This is a genomic window from Bacillus sp. 220_BSPC, from assembly GCF_001054655.1.
In the GTDB taxonomy this organism is placed as follows: domain Bacteria; phylum Bacillota; class Bacilli; order Bacillales; family DSM-1321; genus Peribacillus; species Peribacillus frigoritolerans.
On sequence record NZ_JVPL01000086.1, the window covers coordinates 1 to 16,338 of the forward strand.

The window sequence follows — 16,338 nt, forward strand, 5'->3', positions numbered from 1 at the left end:
CACCGCCGGTGGGGAATTGCGCCCCGCCCCGAAGATAGACCTATAAAATTTTTTATACTTCCCATTATATCTGAAATACCTTTTTTTTGATAGCATTTTTTCTCATTTGATGCATGTAGGATGAATATCGATCGTCGCAGTGAACGGCTTAAAACAAATGGCGGATTTACAATATGACAATTCGAAAATTTTTCGCAAAAGGAGACGAAGCTATTTATATCGCCGCATTAAACGGATGATCAGATGAAAATCATTTGTTTAAGCGCTTTCATTCAGATAAGCCAAATTGACATTATCAGCATTTCAATTGTAAAATTAACTGAAATTTAAGATAATTTTTTCCTTAGGAAGGTGTTTAGACGTGTATCGGATTTTAGTAGCAGACGCCATTAAACCAGAAGGACTCGGACCGCTTTCAGAGGCATCCAATATTCATCTCATTCAGAAGACCGTAGAGGAAGCTGCAAACGAACTTGATCAGATCGATGCAATTCTTGTGAGAAGTGCAACAAAGGTTTCGGAAGATTTAATGAACCGTATGCCGCAGTTAAAAATTATAGCACGCGCTGGTGTCGGTGTTGATAACATAGACATCCCCGCAGCGACAAAACGCGGGATTGTCGTGGTTAATGCACCTGACGGCAACACCATTTCAACAGCTGAACATACATTCGCGATGATGGCTTCATTATTGCGCCACATTCCGCAAGCTTATGCTTCATTGAAAAATGGGGAGTGGAAACGTTCTTCATATACGGGAACTGAACTTCGTGGTAAAACATTAGGCATAGTTGGCTTTGGACGCATTGGAGGGGAAATTGCCAAACGTGCTAAAGTGTTTGGAATGGATGTCATTGTCTATGACCCGTTCCTGACTGTAGATCGTGCAAAGAAAATGTCCGTAACGGCCCTGCCATTGGATGAATTGCTTCCTAAAGCAGACATCATTACTGTCCATACACCACTAACGAATGAAACTAGAGGATTAATTAATAAAGAAAAACTGCTTACCTGTAAAAAAGGGGTTTATGTACTGAACTGCGCCCGTGGTGGAATTCTAGACGAAGATGATTTATATGAAATGTTAGTTGAAGGGCATGTTGCAGGGGCGGCACTGGACGTTTTCGTCGAAGAACCCCCACTTGGCCATAAACTGCTGGAACTGGACAGCGTCATTGCTACACCGCATCTAGGCGCTTCCACGAAAGAAGCCCAATTAAATGTCGCCGTACAGGTTGCCCAAGAAGTATTGACCTATTTCGAAGGAAATCCAGTCTCAAGTTCAATCAATCTTCCAGCCATATCTAAAGAAGTGTTTGAAAAGGTACAGCCATTCCATCAACTCGTTCAGCAAATGGGATCTATTGCTTCCCAGTGCATGAATGAAGGAATTCAGGAAATCTCCGTTACATATGCAGGAGAATCTTTGGATTTCGATACCGCGATTCTTACAAAAAGTCTAATCTCCGGCTTTTTAAGATCAAGAGTGGATGCATCAGTCAATGAAGTGAATGCCTTGTTGATCGCAAAAGAGCGTGGCATAACCATTGGCGAAAAAATCTCTACGGACTCTTTAGGCTATTCGAATTTGATCAGCCTTAAAGTAAAAGGTGACAACCGAGAATTAACAATAAGTGGGACCTATATCGAAAACTATGGTTCTCGAATTGTAAGTTTGAATGGTTTCAAAATCGACTTTCATCCCGAATCGAATTTACTTTATATCCAGCATACCGATAAACCCGGTGTAATCGGTAACGTAGGTAAGATCCTGGGTGATCACGGAGTGAATATCGCCACCATGCAGGTTGGCCGAAAAGAAGCTGGCGGTGAAGCCATCATGGTTTTGAGCTTCGATTTACCATTAGAAGACAACATGAAACAGTTTTTAATGGAAACAGAGGAAATTACGTTCATGGCCCGTATTTCATTATAAGAAGAAAAAAGTGCCCCGCAGCGCGGGCACTTTTTTCTGTTAATGCATTCAATTCACTTGGTTCGGTGCTTCTGGCACCAATATGTCTTCAGTTAAATTCAACTGGCCCACCTCTTCAATAGGAGCATTTTCAAACTTCACTTTTACAAAACCAAAATCCTTAGCTATGAAGAGTATGGCTTCTAAAGCTTGAAGGGTTTCCTCACTATTTTCAATAACAGCTTGATCTGATAGATGAATGATCACAAGATCTCCATTAGAGCTTATCCTTTCCCATTTCAGGTCATGGGGGATTGCAGGTGAAATTCCCTCGATGTCCGCCTCCCCTTTTCCGGCTTGCAGCGCCTCCTCAAAGTCCCGATAACCCATATTGCTTGGAACAAGGAAACTTGGAGAAGACTCTTCCCTTTGATAAAGAAGGTATGTGCGTTTTTTTTGATGAGGTATATCCATCTCCTTTAAATATCCCGCATGTGCAAACCTGGCACCTTGCTTACCTTCTGTGGAAAATGTCATTTTCTCTATATTGTTATAGGAAAGCGTTTCTTCCATCGAATGGAGAAAAAGTGTATCTTCAGCCAACAGTTGGCTTTTTTCTGGAAAATCAATATGGGCAGTGTTTATATCGTTTCCTTGGCTAATCTTTATATCAAGCGGAAAATAGTCAGATAGCCCATATTGCGCTTCATCGATATCGGACATTTGTTTAACTAACTGATTCAGTGTATCACTTTCATCATGATGTTTAAGTTTAATTGAAATGGGAACGATGAAATTCATTTGATCATCTGGGACACCCATCGTAATGATCGAGGCATTTTTAAGGTCATCCTGATAGATCGCTTGTTCAAATGTTTTTTCCTTTTCCCCTTTTCGCGGTTCCATTTCTGAAAACTTGTCTTTGGATTCGATTTTCGCTTGGTTACTCGAAAACTCTTGAGCTTCCTGTTTATCTTCTGAGGGCTTTTCTTGGTTACTTGTATCCTTCCGTTCAAGATCTGCCATTTCCTTACTTTCAGATAGAGATAATTTCCCACTGCTGCCGCTGTCTTCTCGACTTGTCGTTCCTTTTATTTCAATAATGAACGATGATGCCAAAACAACCATCAAGAATAAGGAGGCAACACCCGCGAATAGAGGTATCCAGTGTTTCTTTTTCTTTTTATCATGTATTCTCGCATACACCTCTGCCTTGGTTCGTTCATCTTTTAATTTCGGAAGCTCGCGCAGCATGTCTTCAATTTCGCTTTCTTTCCAACGGGATCTCCTCAATGCGGTGGCCCTCCTTTCCTGATAAATCTTCCATCAACTTTTTAATGGCCTTCAAAGCTCGGTGCTGGGTCGTTTTTACCTTACTTTCACTCCAATTCAATACTTCAGCAGTTTCCGTAATGGACAATCCCTGAATATATCGTAAAATGATCACGGATCTTTGATTCGTGGTACACCGGTTTAAGCATTGGTAAATATCTTGGATTTCATCGTTCTTGATAGCCACTTCCTCGGGAATGGGCTCTTCATCTTTTAGCAATTGCCTATCCCAATCAAAATTAGGAAAGATTTTGTCTTTCCACCCTTTTTGTTTCCGAAAGTGATCAATCGTCACATTTCTTGCAATCGAATACATCCACGTTTTTTCACTGCTTTTTCCTTCGAAGCGTTCATAGGCCTTCATCACCCGGATATAGACCTCCTGAACAAGGTCTTCGGCGGTTTCTCGATTTTTAGTCATATAAAAAATGAATTGATATATTTCCTGATGATATTTTTCATAAAGATCGTGGAAAACGGAATCCATCATTTCCCCACATCCGTTCATAAATATAGTCGTAAATCTTAAACAAAAGTTACATACTTCGGCTTTAATCTTATTATAAAATTCCGTTAATTTCCACATATCAGGGACTTCTTATTTGTTTCCTAAAAAAACAAAGACAAGTTGGAAAGAAATCCACTTGCCTTTGTCTTCGCAGTTCTTTATGAAACAAGATTATCTGGCGATCCACCTGTCATTCATTCAGCGTTTTCCATAATTCGAGGCAAAATGATACTGAACGTCGTCCCTTTATTAGGTAAACTGTTTACCGAAATGTAGCCATCATGGGCATTGATTATATTTTTTACGATTGCCAAACCCAATCCGGTACCCGAACGGCCGCGGGTCCTTGCTTTATCCGCTTTATAAAACCTCTCGAATACAAATGGCAGATCTTCTTCGGGAATTCCAGATCCAGAGTCCCTCACATCAATGATCAGTCCCCTTCGATCACTTGTCCTCTGAATGACATCAATGTTACCTCCTGGGGGAGTATGACGAATCGCATTATCAATTAAATTGGTCAAAACCTGTTCAATACGGTCCGGATCGAAGTGCCATTGAATCTGATCGTCTTGCAGGCTGGCTGATATGGTAATCCCTTTTTCTTTAGCCAGCCCAGAAAACTTACTTGTAATCCTCTTTAAATATGGAGAAATAGGTACACATTCATAGCTAAGATTCATTTTACCCGATTCCAATTTAGCTAGATCGAGAAGATCATTGACTAAACGTCCCATTCTCAAAGATTCATCATAGATGATGCGGGCCATTTCCACCTTTTCTTCTTCACTGCCCGCAATGTCATCTACAATCGCTTCACTATATCCTTGCAACATTGAAATCGGGGTCCTTAACTCATGGGAAACATTCGCTATGAAATCAGTCCTGAGTTTGTCCATCCGTCTTTCATCACTCATATCCCTTATGATGGCCACCGCTCCCCGAATATTGTCGCCATTTGTATATAGCGGACTGACAATCAATCCCCAATTACGGCCCTGCAAGGTAATTTCACCGACTTGTTCCTTATCGAAGGACTCTGATTCATCAAAAAGATTCATCAAAACCAAAGGAACATTCACATTATCTTCCCGGTTATAGCCCTTTTCAAAATACCAGGATTGCAGAAACCTTTCCGCTGGCGGATTCGTTTCAAGAATTGTGCCGTCTTTATTGAAGGTGATGACCCCATCTGCCATACTGCTAAGAATGCTTGAGAGATGTTCCTTTTCCTGACTAAGTGCATTCATATTGAATTTCAGTTGCTTCCTCATCTGATTAAACGCTATGGCCAGCTCACCGATTTCATCTTGAGTCAGTATTGGAACCTTTGTATCAAATTTCCCCCGGGCAATCGCTAGGGCGGCTTCCCTCATCTTCACCAATGGAGCATTGATTCTTGTAGATAAAAAGAAAGCAAAAATCGTTGTCAAAATAATGGCGATGCCTGCTGCCAATAAAATGAACTGTGTAGTGGATTTTGTGGTTTCTTCCATGGACTCCAACGATTGAAATAGGAACACTTCATCCTGTTCCCCATTCAATTCAAGCGGAATGCCTACCACGATTGCGGATAAGCCCTCGTTTCCCGCATCTTCGGATAGCGCCATTTCCTTTTTTACAGTCTTTCTTTCCGTAAAAACCTTGAGCAATTCGGGGTCATTTTTAATGAGTTCCGGCGTAATTTCAAACTCATTATCTCCACCGATGGATGAGAATACCATTTTGTCATCATTAAGAATGATCATTTTCGTTTCATTGCCTATTAATTCCGAAGCTATTTGTAATACCTCATTGCTGGATCCCTGATGTTCATTGGTCACCTTAATGATTTGTTCAGCCGTTTTGGTTAAATCATTTTCAATATTTTCAATTTGGAAATTCTCAAAGAATTCGACCAGCAGAACGGTTAAAACAATTAATACAAACGACACGAGCAATAGGATCGTTGCCCATAGCTTCCCTACAACACTGCCCCATAGCATCAGTCATTAATGACTTCGAACTTGTAACCTACACCCCAAACGGTCACAATCATCTTGGCTGCGTTTTCGGATATACGGTTTAATTTTTCACGCAAGCGTTTAACATGCGTGTCTACAGTTCGAAGATCTCCAAAGAATTCATAGTGCCATACTTCTTTTAACAATTGCTCCCGGTCAAAAACCTTATCTGGGGATTTCGCCAAGAAATATAACAATTCATATTCTTTCGGTGTTAATGAAACCTCTTTGTTATCAGCAAGTACACGGTGGGCATCATTGTCTATTGTTAGATGTGAGAAGACGATCACATCTTTTGCCGTCGTTTCCGTCTGCATGTAACCTGTGCTTGATGAGCGACGCAATAAAGCTTTAACCCTTAACACGACTTCACGGGGACTGAACGGCTTTACGATATAATCATCGGTCCCCACTTCAAATCCTTGAACGCGGTTCACTTCTTCCCCTTTAGCCGTCAGCATGATAATTGGAGTCGTTTTCTTTTCCCTTAATTCACGGCAAACTTCGATTCCATCTTTCCCAGGCATCATAATATCCAATAAAATCAAATCATAATCATTTTCAAGGGCTTTTGTTAAAGCCATATCTCCATTTTCAGCTTCATCGATTATGTATTCTTCTCTTTCCAAATACATCTTTAGCAGCCGGCGGATTCTTTCCTCATCATCCACCACGAGAATTTTAATAGCGTTATACATTATGTAATCAGCCTCCTATCATATATTCTACAAAATGAATACTTCCATGACTAATACTTTTTCCTTATAAAGTACGATAAAGAGCCATTTTCGAGTGGCTTCCATGAACCTTTCACCATTTTGTCACAAAAAAGACTCCGACCGCTCATTAAGAATGGATAATTGCTTTTTCACCAAAATACTCTTATTAAAAGGGATGAAAGGAAAAAGGGATCATTCTCTAGAAAAATCGATAAGCCAACTCCTCGACGTTTCTATCAAAAGACCCCCTTCATCTAATTATTACAATACAGAATCAAGCATATGAATGCAAACCAGCAATAACAAGATTGACGAATATCAGGTTAAACATGATGATGGCAAAACCGATGACGGCAAGCCAAGCCGATTTTTCCCCTTGCCACCCTTTAGACATCCGCAAATGCAAGAAAGCTGCATAAAACAACCAAGTAACCAGTGCCCAGACCTCTTTCGGATCCCAGCCCCAGAATCGTGTCCAGGCCACTTGAGCCCAGATCATTGCAAAAATGAGGGCACCGAGTGTAAAGATTGGAAAACCAATAAGGACCGAACGATAACTAATCTCGTCCAATAAATTCAAATTCACATTTTTAACGATCGGTTTAATCAGTGCTGCCACTCTTTTGCGAGCAATCAACCTTATTAAACCATACAGGACGAGTCCCATACCGAATGACCAAAGAACGGTATTCAGTTTCTTGGCATTGATCAGTGCAGGCATGTCCACCAGCGGTTCAAATCGATCCGTCTCAATGAGTTTCCCTTCATTGGGACCTACCAATGCCGGCAGGTTGAATTCCTGTTTGACTTCGGCACCTTTTTTATCGACCCAATCAAAATTCGCCTTATAATCCATGGCAGCAAAAGAAGAAGTGATGATGACGAAACCGATGGTGCAGACTAATGTGAACATGATGACTTCAAGCCAGAACGTTCTTTTGCTTGCTTGTGTCTGATCAACGAATTTGATTAAATAAATGATGGCAGTAACGAAACTTATGGCAAGGATCGACTGTCCTGCCGCTGCGGTCGTTACATGAATATGGAGCCAATCGCTCTGCAAAGCAGGAATGAGTGGCGAAATCTCTGTAGGGAACATACTTGCATAAGCGATTATCAATAATGCAATCGGTAAAGCGAATAGCCCAAGGGCAGGTGTTTTATAAAGAAAATAAATTAATATGAAAGCACCGACCAGCATCATTCCGAAAAAGGTCGTAAATTCAAACAAGTTACTTACCGGGGCATGTCCGGCAGCAATCCATCTGGTGATGAAATACCCAATTTGCGCTGCAAACCCGAGAATGGTGACGAAAATGCCCAGTTTTGCCCATTTGTTTTGTTCTTTTTCCTCCGCACCGCGTTTATCCTTGATCGATCCCCCGAATAAAAAGGTAGCGATCAGATATAAAATGAAAGCTGCATATAAAAGGTTACTGCTTAATTCAGCCATTTAAAACTTCCCCCTTACTAGAAGATTTCTCCTCTTCAAGTTGATCCATTGGTTCGGAAAGTGATGTTGATTCTATTGCTTGTTTTATATCTCTTTTAATGCCGTGCCAGTTTTTGTTTGTATGGCCGGCCAAAAGTATCTCATCATCTTTCCTTTTAATCCATATACGCCGGTGATTCCAATAAGACCCTTGGACAACGCCGATCATGAAGATGATTCCACCCGTGAATAGAATCCAAAGCGTTAAATCCTTCCTGACGGTCAAAGCCGTGACATCTTGGGTTTCCACACCATTAAAAGCCATTTTATAAGTGTTTTCCCCTAAAGGCTCCACAGTCTCCTTAATCGCTACGAAACTGACTTCACCCTCTGGCTTATCCGGAGTATGCATCTTAAAGATAAATGCTGGATTATTCGGAATCTTCGATATCGTTCTAGGTTCGCCTTTTTCATCGAACTCGAAATCAGGGAAGTAACTGATCAAGTCAACGGAATATCCTTCTTTCAACTCGTATTTCTTTTGAGGGTTGTTCAAATCAACCTTTAAGCTTCCATATTTCTCTTCGGTTTTTTTATTTATCAAATTAAAAGCCATCGTACTGAGCTCATCCAATTTATAGTCTACTTGGTAGAGGGCATAATGATCATGTTTCAGAGGTTCATTGACTTTGATTTTATAATCTTTAAGCTTATCAAGGTCCACTTTTTCCCCTGGTAAGGTTTCTCCCTTGCGCTCATAGAGCGTAACATCGGATTGATATGTTTTTGCGATCGTACCGGTTTTATCAATTGCAGCACTGTACTGCTTATCTTCTTCACTCTCTTTGTCATACACCTCTAAGGTAAATTCATTATTCTGAAGATAGTATTCACCATTTGTACCGGGGATTTCTTTCCTCTCGCCTTCACGCAGCCAAAGTACTTTGTCGATATACATCCCAGGGACGGAACGCAATAATGCTCCAATTAAGAAAATGATAAGTCCAATATGATTGACATAGGGTCCCCAGCGTGAAAAACGACCTTTTTCGGCAAGTATATGACCGTTTTCCTCTCGTATATGATAACGCTGCCTTTTTAGTCTATCCTTTACTTCTTCAAGGTTTATATCTTGTTCTTCAAGCTTTGTCACCCCATAAATCCGCTGACGTTTCATGAAACCGTCATGACGTGTAACCCCTTGCTTTTTTAACGATCGATATAACGGAAAGAACCGGTCGATACTGGCAATCAATAGCGATATGCCCAGCATGCCTATGATAATCAAATACCACCATGAACTATACAAGTTATGAAACCCGAGTTCATAATACACCCTTCCGAACCAGCCATATTCCAGTTCATAATGCTCTGCAGGCGTCGCGGTTGAAGGGATGTACATTTCCTGGGGTAAAATCGTCCCGATAGCTGAAGCGATCAAAGCAATGACAATGAGCGTCACCCCGACCTTAACGGAAGAAAAGAAATTCCATATTTTATCGATGATCGTTTTTTTATATGTTTGTGAACGCCTGGCACTTCCTTCATATCTCATATCAATAAGCTTGTTCTCTTTTTCGTTACCAAGCACCATTCCGCATTTCCCGCATATCTTTGTGCCAAACGGATTTACATGACCACAATCGCATTTTACTTCTTTCATGTCAAAAACTCCCCAATATTATGGTTTAATTCTCTCCATATGCTTTTGGATGCTCTCTTCTGTCAAAGCTCCGGTGATGATATCTATCACTTTCCCCTCTTTATCAACCAAAAAGGAGACAGGCAATATATCCACGCGGTAAGCATTTTCCACTTCCCTACCTTTATCGATCATGACAGGAAAGGTAAGATCATGCTTTGTAATGAAATTATTGACAGCATAGTCAGATTCCCCGACGTTAACGGCCAATATCTCAACGCCCTGGTCTTTAAATTTTTTATATTGATTTTCCATATAAGGCATTTCATATTCACACGGCTTGCAATATGTACCCCAAAAGTTCAGGAAGACGCCTTTTCCCTTGTAATCTGAAAGTTTATGCTCTTTACCTTCCATATCAGTCAAGACGAAATTGGGTGCATCGGATCCTTTTCTCAGGCTTTCATTCTTATCTTTAGTGAAGTTCGTATAAAGGGCAAACACTAAAGCTGCACCTAAAAGCAGGAGAATGATGGTTCTGCTAATGAGGCGTCGCTTCTTTTTATCCATAGAGATCCTCCTAAGGCCACACTAAATTTAACCATACCATTATACCATTTAACGCCATGTCCTTTATATTTACATTTCTGAAGGTTTTGTGACATTCTTTCCCGATTCATGAAGGAAAAGGTATTTACAGGTTGTTTTCCACCACCCATTTCTTCCAGGGGAAGAGTAGGGGTAGTGGTTTCAACCTATCAATACAGGAAAAATACTAGCTTACATTCTCCGCTGTTTAGGCTCGGTCGTTGCTAAAGTCCGCATTAATTTAACTTCATGTGGAGTCAGCTCCCGGGAATCCCCTGCAGTTAAACCGTCTAAGGTCAAGAAACCATATTGTTCCCTCTTCAATTTAATGACGGGATGGCCAATTGCTTCGAACATCCGGCGGACTTGCCTATTCCTGCCTTCATGTATTGTGATTTCAACTATGGCCGTTTCCTTTTTCTTGTCGGTAGACAATACCCTTGTCTTGGCCGGAGCAGTCTTGCCATCCTCCAACTTGATACCCTTATCCAGCTTTTTCAAGCTTTCACGCAAAGGCATCCCTTTAACTTTCGCCACATACACTTTATCCACTTCATGCTTCGGATGCATTAACGTGTTTGCAAATTCCCCGTCATTGGTTAAAATCAACAAGCCCGAAGTATCGTAATCCAAGCGGCCAACTGGATAAATCCGTTCATTGATGTAAGGGAAAAAGTCCGTTACGACTTTTCTGTTCTTATCATCGGAAACGGCCGAAATGACGCCGCGCGGTTTATAGAATAGGAAATAAACCGGAGCTTCTTTTTCAAGCGGGACTTCATTAACCTCAACCTTATCATTAGGCCCCACTTTCACACCTAATTCCTTCACTACTTTGCCGTTCACTTTTACCTTACCTTCTAAAATCAACTCTTCTGCTTTACGGCGGGAAGCCAGTCCAGCATGTGCTATCACCTTTTGTAATCGTTCCATCTATCTTCACCCCATAGTATAATCATTCGTTTGTTATTGTCTATACATACACAATCATACAATTATTACATATTGAGAGGCAAAAACAAAAGGTTTTTCGCGATTAAGAGCTTTTCTTTTATTATTACACCAATAATGGGACGGTTAAATGGGTTGGTTTCCATAATGAGTGTAACATAGCTTATTTTTCCATACAAAAAAATGTTTCTTTTGATGAAAGTTTGAATACACCTTAATAATGGAGGGCTGCTTTTAAGAAAAAAGACAAAAAAAAGAAATGGAATCGTCCATTTCCCTACCTTTTAATTCATACCGAAAACCAGTGTGACGACAATAACGGCAGCTATGATTCCAATCAAGTCTGCCAAAAGGCCGACCTTAAGGGCATCACCCATTTTTTTGATTCCGACGGCTCCAAAATAAACGGTCAATACATAGAAGGTGGTATCTGTACTTCCCTGAATCGTGGCAGCCAAGCGGCCAACAAAGGAATCCGGTCCATAAACCGATATCAGGTCGCTGGTGATTCCTAAAGCTGCTGTTCCGGATATTGGTCTAATAATCGCAAGGGGTAAAACCTCAGACGGAAAATGAAGAAGGGAAAGCAAGGGATGCAGTGATTGTACAATGAAATCCAAGGCCCCTGATGCCCTAAATACTGAAATTGCCACAAGCATCCCCACCAGGAAAGGGATGAGGGAAAAGGACATGCTGATTCCTTCTTTCCCCCCCTCAACGAAGGTCTCATAGGTGGGAACTCTTTTCAATGTGCCATACAGTAATATACCGAGGATCAAAACCGGTATCATCCAAATTGAAATGGTAGTCATCCAGTGCAACATCCTATTCCCTCCCGCTCCTTTTTCTCCTGTAATAAAAATATCGATCTATCGCGATTCCCCCAACGGCAGAAATGGCCGTTGCTATTATGGTCGGAAATACGATGTCCGTCGGGGAGTGGGCATCGTAGTTCATGCGGATCGCAATGACAGTGGTTGGAATCAACGTTACGCTTGAGGTATTGATTGCTAAAAAAGTGACCATCGAGCGGCTGACCGTTGCTTTTCCTCCATTTAGTTTCTTAAGCTGTTCCATGGCTTTTATACCAAGAGGCGTAGCCGCATTCCCCAATCCGAATGTGTTTGCCATCATATTGGAAAGTATATACCCCATTGCTGGATGATTAGGAGGCACTTCAGGGAATAGCCATCTCATGAACGGCTTGAACAAGTTGGATAGTTTATCTAACAGCCCCGATTCCTCCGCTATTTTCATCAAACCCAGCCAAAAGACAAGTATGCTCATCAGTCCCAGGCAAAGGGTGACCGCTTCCTTTGCGCTGACAAATAGAGCTTCATTCACCTGATCCATCGTTCCATTAATCATGCCAAAGACGATACCGATCACGAACATCCCGACCCAAATGTAATTAACCATTGCGTCCGATTCCCAATACCGCTTCAAATACTTCAGCCCATGAAGATTGGAATGATTGTTGCTTGAAGCTTTCTTTTGCTTCTCCATAAAAAATTGAGCGAGTGCCTATTTTCTTCCCATCAAGATAGATGGATGCTCTGCCGACCACTTCCGGGATTTTCCTTTTATCATCCCAAGCCTTCTGGGGCTTCAGCAATTTCATTTTCACTTTGACCAATTCTCTCTCTTCGTTTGTCAGTGGGTACGAAAAATCATTTTTAATGTAGACATGTCCTTTATATATTTTATTTTCCATGTTTTCCACCATGCCTGCGGGTAAAATTTCTGTTGGCTTATAATCCTTAAAGGCGGATTCGTACATGTGAATATGATCATTCCAATCATCCGGACCATTCAATGTCACAGCAATCAGGTCATGCTCGTTTTTTGTTGCCGTCGTGACCAAGGTACGTTTTGCTAGTTTCGTATACCCTGTTTTCCCCCCTGTGCAATACTCATATAATTGTGTAAGAAGGCGATTTTTGTTCTTCCAAACATAATCCCATTGTTCTGTGGAATTAGGTGCCCTGTGTTCCTTTGTGCCGGCAATCTTCACATACGTTTCATTTTGCATGGCATAACGAGTGAGAATGGCCATATCATAGGCGGTTGAATAATGGTTCTTCGTATTATCCAAACCATGTGGATTTGAAAAATGGGTATTTTTCATCCCTATTTCTTCCGCCTTTTGATTCATCATCCAGACGAATCCATCCAGGCTTCCGCCAACCTTTTCGCTGATTGCCACTGCTGCATCATTACCTGAACGAAGCATCAAGCCATATACCAAATCTTCGAGCTTAATTTTTTCTCCTTCTTTTAAGTAAAGGGAAGATCCCTCCGTCCCGACAGCATTGCTGCTCACTTTCACTGTCTCATCCATTTGTCCCGATTCAATAGCCAAGATAGCCGTCATTATTTTCGTAATGCTTGCTATGCGATTCTTTTCATGAGCATTCACTTCATAAATGACCCTTCCGCTATCCTCATCCATTAAAATCGCGCTATGGGCACTTACGGATACATTTGCATTGACGCTTTGTACAGGTGCCATAAAAGACAACAGGAGAATGACGATACATAAACTCGATAACCCTTTATATAGAAAACGCATGAGTGCCCCCTCGTCTCTTTACTTGTTTTTGTACAAGTTTATGCAAAGGGACAAGGGTTATGAATAAAAGAATCTAAACATTCCTGATATCCACTGATTTCAAGGGAGAATTCCCATAAAAAAAATCGATAGGGGCCCCTATCGATTTAGTGTTCTATTATACTAATAATGCAGCGATTTCATCAATTTTCTTAGCTCCGAATACGACTTCTTCATCATTGATGATCATGGCCGGCACGCTCATGACTTTATATTTCTTCTTGATTTCCTGGAAATTGCTTATATCGACCATTTCAGCTTCAACGTTAGGGTTTTCAATCGCTATGCGCTGTGCACCCACAACAACGTCTGGACAGTAGTGACATGACAATGAAACCATGACCTTAATGTTCGCTTTTTTACTGATTCCCTTAATTGAATTCAATACGGCTGAATCCAATGCTTGACCAGGTCCAGCCAGGTTATAGATGGCCAAAATGAAGGAATTCAACTCATGGCCGCCTGGTACACCGTGGAATTTGACGCCACTGTATTCACCATTTGAATTTAAGAGGGCAACGACAGGGAACTTATCCGCATTGATTTTTTCTTCGATTTCCGCATTTTCCCCTTTGTTGTATAACTCAAGATGAAGCTTATCTCCTAATTCCGCAACATCCAACAGGAAGTCTCGCAATTCTACTGATTTTGGCAAACTTTCATCGACAATGGACACCATAGTAACGCCGCTCTCCATCTTACCGAAGATTCCCTTTAATTGGCCACGTAACGCATCACTTAATAAAGCGCTCTTGCCTGCTGGGACAGCTGCCTGTTCTTTTTTCGCCGGTTTTTCAACTTCAGGTTCATCCTTGATTCCCAGGCGATCTTTTTCTTCCTCAATATATTTGCCGGCATCCGTTGCTGCAATCGCTCCATCGGATACTGCTGTGATAATCTGGCGCAAGGATTTTGGCCTTAGGTCGCCCGCCGCATAGACACCATTCACATTAGTCTTCATATCATCATCGGTTAAAATGTAACCAGCATCATCCATTTCGATATGGCCCTTGAATATCTCTGTTTTCGGCTCGTAACCTATGAAAACGAATACGCCAAATGTATTGTCTTCTTCCTTCGCCTTATATTCAAATTCTTCTTTGGTAACGTTATTGATGAAACGTGCACTTTGAATCATCCCGTCTCCATGAACCCCTAAGATTTCCGTATTGAATTTCACTTCAATCTTATCATTTGCCATTACTTTATCAACAATGGACGGGGCACACGAGAAGCTTGATTCACGGGCGATGATTGTCACTTTTGTAGCAAAACGTGTCAGGAATATCGCTTCTTCAGCGGCTGCATATCCTGCGCCGATAACGAAAACTTCCAACCCTTCAAAGAATTCACCATCACATGTTGAACAATACGCTACACCGCGGCCAGTGAATTCCTCTTCACCTGGAAATCCTAGCGTTCTTGGAGAAGCACCCGTTGCAATGATGACGGCGCGTGCATGGTAGTCCCCGCCAAGGGTTTTAACGACTTTCACCTCACCGGAGAAATCCACGCCCGTTACATCGGCTTTGGCGAACTCAACGCCAAAATCTTCGTTTTGAAGCTTCATTTCTTCAACTAACCTAGGGCCCGATATATGACGGATACCAGGATAATTGGCTATTTCCGACGTAGTTGCAGCTTGTCCGCCGCCAGTTCCTTTTTCTAGGATTATTGTTTTTAACTTAGCTCTTCCTGCATAAACACCTGCTGAGAGGCCTGCAGGACCGCCACCAATAATTAATAAATCATATATTTTTTTCATCTTTTGTGCTCCTTGCTGAATGATTATAACGTGCTAAACTGATTATTTTGAAAAACAAAAGGCACTTATTTTAGGTAAGTGCCTTTTGTCATTAGATCATGTCGGACGATTTGTCCAGTAATCGTAAACAATGCTGGGTATGTCCATTACCAGTAGAAATGGACCCTCCCATTAAAAATTAAAGTTTACCTACAAGGTCTAGGCTTGGTTCAAGAGTATCTTCACCTGGAGTCCATTTTGCAGGGCAAACTTTATCTCCATGTTCCGCTACGAATTGTGCAGCTTGAACTTTTCTTACAAGTTCTTCTGCATTACGGCCAATTCCTAAATCATTGACTTCGTATGCTTTAATTTGTCCTTCTGGATTTACGATGAAAGTTCCACGTAGAGCCAAACCATCTTCTTCAATCAATACACCGAATTGACGGGATAAAACGTTTGCTGGGTCAGCTAACATTGGATATTGGATTTTTCCGATTGTATCAGTAGCATCAGCCCATCCTTTGTGGCTGAAATGAGTATCTGTTGAAACTGAGTAAACTTCACAACCAATTTCCTTGAATGTTTCATAGTTATCTTGAAGATCGGCTAATTCAGTTGGACATACGAAAGAGAAGTCAGCTGGGTAGAAAAAGAATACTGCCCATTTCCCTTTAACATCTTCAAGTGTAACTTCTTTGAATTCTCCTGCATGGTAAGCTTGTACTTTAAAATCTTCAACTTGTTTATTGATCAATGACATAATAAATTCCTCCAATAGCTATTTTTTTATCTGCTCCTGTTTATAATAATTATTAAATAGAAACTAGTCAATAAATATACCTTAATAATTTTTAAGTTCACAAATTGGTCACAGTTTTTATATTAATATA

14 protein-coding genes are annotated in these 16,338 nt (G+C 41.1%); 1 reads left to right on the forward strand and 13 read right to left on the reverse strand.

The genetic code is table 11. The annotated features are described in order from the left end of the window. The first annotated feature begins 361 nt into the window (after positions 1–361). A complete protein-coding gene (gene serA, locus ADA55_RS05160) occupies positions 362–1,936 on the forward strand; it encodes a phosphoglycerate dehydrogenase (RefSeq protein WP_048680099.1) in 1,575 nt (524 codons plus the stop codon). 48 nt (positions 1,937–1,984) lie between these two features. Here the strand turns inward: serA and ADA55_RS05165 are convergent, their stop codons facing one another. The 13 genes from ADA55_RS05165 to ahpC form a co-directional block, all read right to left on the reverse strand. After that, positions 1,985–3,208: a GerMN domain-containing protein gene (locus ADA55_RS05165; protein ID WP_048680102.1), complete on the reverse strand. Its 1,224-nt coding sequence runs from the start codon at positions 3,206–3,208 to the stop codon at positions 1,985–1,987. After that, positions 3,174–3,734 (reverse strand): RNA polymerase sigma factor SigX, encoded by a 561-nt coding sequence (gene sigX / locus ADA55_RS05170; RefSeq protein WP_048680217.1) that lies wholly within the window; start codon positions 3,732–3,734, stop codon positions 3,174–3,176. The genes ADA55_RS05165 and sigX overlap by 35 nt, the downstream gene beginning before the upstream one ends. Positions 3,735–3,949: 215 nt before the next feature. Next, positions 3,950–5,743, reverse strand: coding sequence for an ATP-binding protein (locus ADA55_RS05175; protein ID WP_048680105.1), 1,794 nt, complete (start codon positions 5,741–5,743; stop codon positions 3,950–3,952). Then, a complete protein-coding gene (locus ADA55_RS05180; RefSeq protein ID WP_034308096.1) occupies positions 5,740–6,456 on the reverse strand; it encodes a response regulator in 717 nt (238 codons plus the stop codon). Before ADA55_RS05180 ends, ADA55_RS05175 begins: the two co-directional genes overlap by 4 nt. A gap of 295 nt (positions 6,457–6,751) precedes the next feature. Next, positions 6,752–7,930 carry a c-type cytochrome biogenesis protein CcsB gene (gene ccsB / locus ADA55_RS05185; protein ID WP_048680110.1) on the reverse strand — a complete coding sequence of 393 codons (1,179 nt, stop codon included), beginning with the start codon at positions 7,928–7,930 and terminating at the stop codon, positions 6,752–6,754. After that, a complete protein-coding gene (gene resB / locus ADA55_RS05190) occupies positions 7,923–9,572 on the reverse strand; it encodes a cytochrome c biogenesis protein ResB (protein WP_048680112.1) in 1,650 nt (549 codons plus the stop codon). The genes ccsB and resB overlap by 8 nt, the downstream gene beginning before the upstream one ends. 18 nt (positions 9,573–9,590) lie before the next feature. Continuing rightward, positions 9,591–10,121 carry a thiol-disulfide oxidoreductase ResA gene (resA, locus tag ADA55_RS05195; protein ID WP_048680116.1) on the reverse strand — a complete coding sequence of 177 codons (531 nt, stop codon included), beginning with the start codon at positions 10,119–10,121 and terminating at the stop codon, positions 9,591–9,593. 210 nt (positions 10,122–10,331) lie between these two features. Continuing rightward, on the reverse strand, positions 10,332–11,072 hold the full coding sequence (rluB, locus tag ADA55_RS05200; RefSeq protein ID WP_034308106.1) for a 23S rRNA pseudouridine(2605) synthase RluB: 741 nt from the start codon (positions 11,070–11,072) through the stop codon (positions 10,332–10,334). A gap of 302 nt (positions 11,073–11,374) precedes the next feature. Further along, the gene (locus ADA55_RS05205; protein WP_048680121.1) at positions 11,375–11,914 is read right to left on the reverse strand and encodes a spore maturation protein; all 540 of its coding nucleotides are present in this window, start codon (positions 11,912–11,914) and stop codon (positions 11,375–11,377) included. A 1-nt stretch (position 11,915) separates the two neighbouring features. Further along, a complete protein-coding gene (locus ADA55_RS05210) occupies positions 11,916–12,509 on the reverse strand; it encodes a nucleoside recognition domain-containing protein (RefSeq protein WP_048680124.1) in 594 nt (197 codons plus the stop codon). Further along, positions 12,502–13,662 (reverse strand): D-alanyl-D-alanine carboxypeptidase family protein, encoded by a 1,161-nt coding sequence (locus ADA55_RS05215; RefSeq protein WP_048680128.1) that lies wholly within the window; start codon positions 13,660–13,662, stop codon positions 12,502–12,504. The genes ADA55_RS05210 and ADA55_RS05215 overlap by 8 nt, the downstream gene beginning before the upstream one ends. A 157-nt stretch (positions 13,663–13,819) precedes the next feature. Further along, complete coding sequence (locus tag ADA55_RS05220) at positions 13,820–15,466, reverse strand: FAD-dependent oxidoreductase (protein ID WP_048680131.1); 1,647 nt, start codon at positions 15,464–15,466, stop codon at positions 13,820–13,822. Between the two features lie 178 nt (positions 15,467–15,644). Further along, a complete protein-coding gene (gene ahpC, locus ADA55_RS05225) occupies positions 15,645–16,208 on the reverse strand; it encodes an alkyl hydroperoxide reductase subunit C (RefSeq protein ID WP_034308115.1) in 564 nt (187 codons plus the stop codon). Between the last annotated feature and the right edge of the window lie 130 nt (positions 16,209–16,338).

Coding starts and splice junctions, on each gene's coding strand:
- sigX (WP_048680217.1), bottom strand. CDS start 3,734: ATGGATTCCGTTTTCCACGATCTTTATGAAAAATATCATCAGGAAATA.
- ADA55_RS05180 (WP_034308096.1), bottom strand. CDS start 6,456: ATGTATAACGCTATTAAAATTCTCGTGGTGGATGATGAGGAAAGAATC.
- ccsB (WP_048680110.1), bottom strand. CDS start 7,930: ATGGCTGAATTAAGCAGTAACCTTTTATATGCAGCTTTCATTTTATAT.
- resB (WP_048680112.1), bottom strand. CDS start 9,572: ATGAAAGAAGTAAAATGCGATTGTGGTCATGTAAATCCGTTTGGCACA.
- resA (WP_048680116.1), bottom strand. CDS start 10,121: ATGGATAAAAAGAAGCGACGCCTCATTAGCAGAACCATCATTCTCCTG.
- rluB (WP_034308106.1), bottom strand. CDS start 11,072: ATGGAACGATTACAAAAGGTGATAGCACATGCTGGACTGGCTTCCCGC.
- ADA55_RS05205 (WP_048680121.1), bottom strand. CDS start 11,914: ATGTTGCACTGGATGACTACCATTTCAATTTGGATGATACCGGTTTTG.
- ADA55_RS05210 (WP_048680124.1), bottom strand. CDS start 12,509: ATGGTTAATTACATTTGGGTCGGGATGTTCGTGATCGGTATCGTCTTT.
- ADA55_RS05215 (WP_048680128.1), bottom strand. CDS start 13,662: ATGCGTTTTCTATATAAAGGGTTATCGAGTTTATGTATCGTCATTCTC.
- ADA55_RS05220 (WP_048680131.1), bottom strand. CDS start 15,466: ATGAAAAAAATATATGATTTATTAATTATTGGTGGCGGTCCTGCAGGC.
- ahpC (WP_034308115.1), bottom strand. CDS start 16,208: ATGTCATTGATCAATAAACAAGTTGAAGATTTTAAAGTACAAGCTTAC.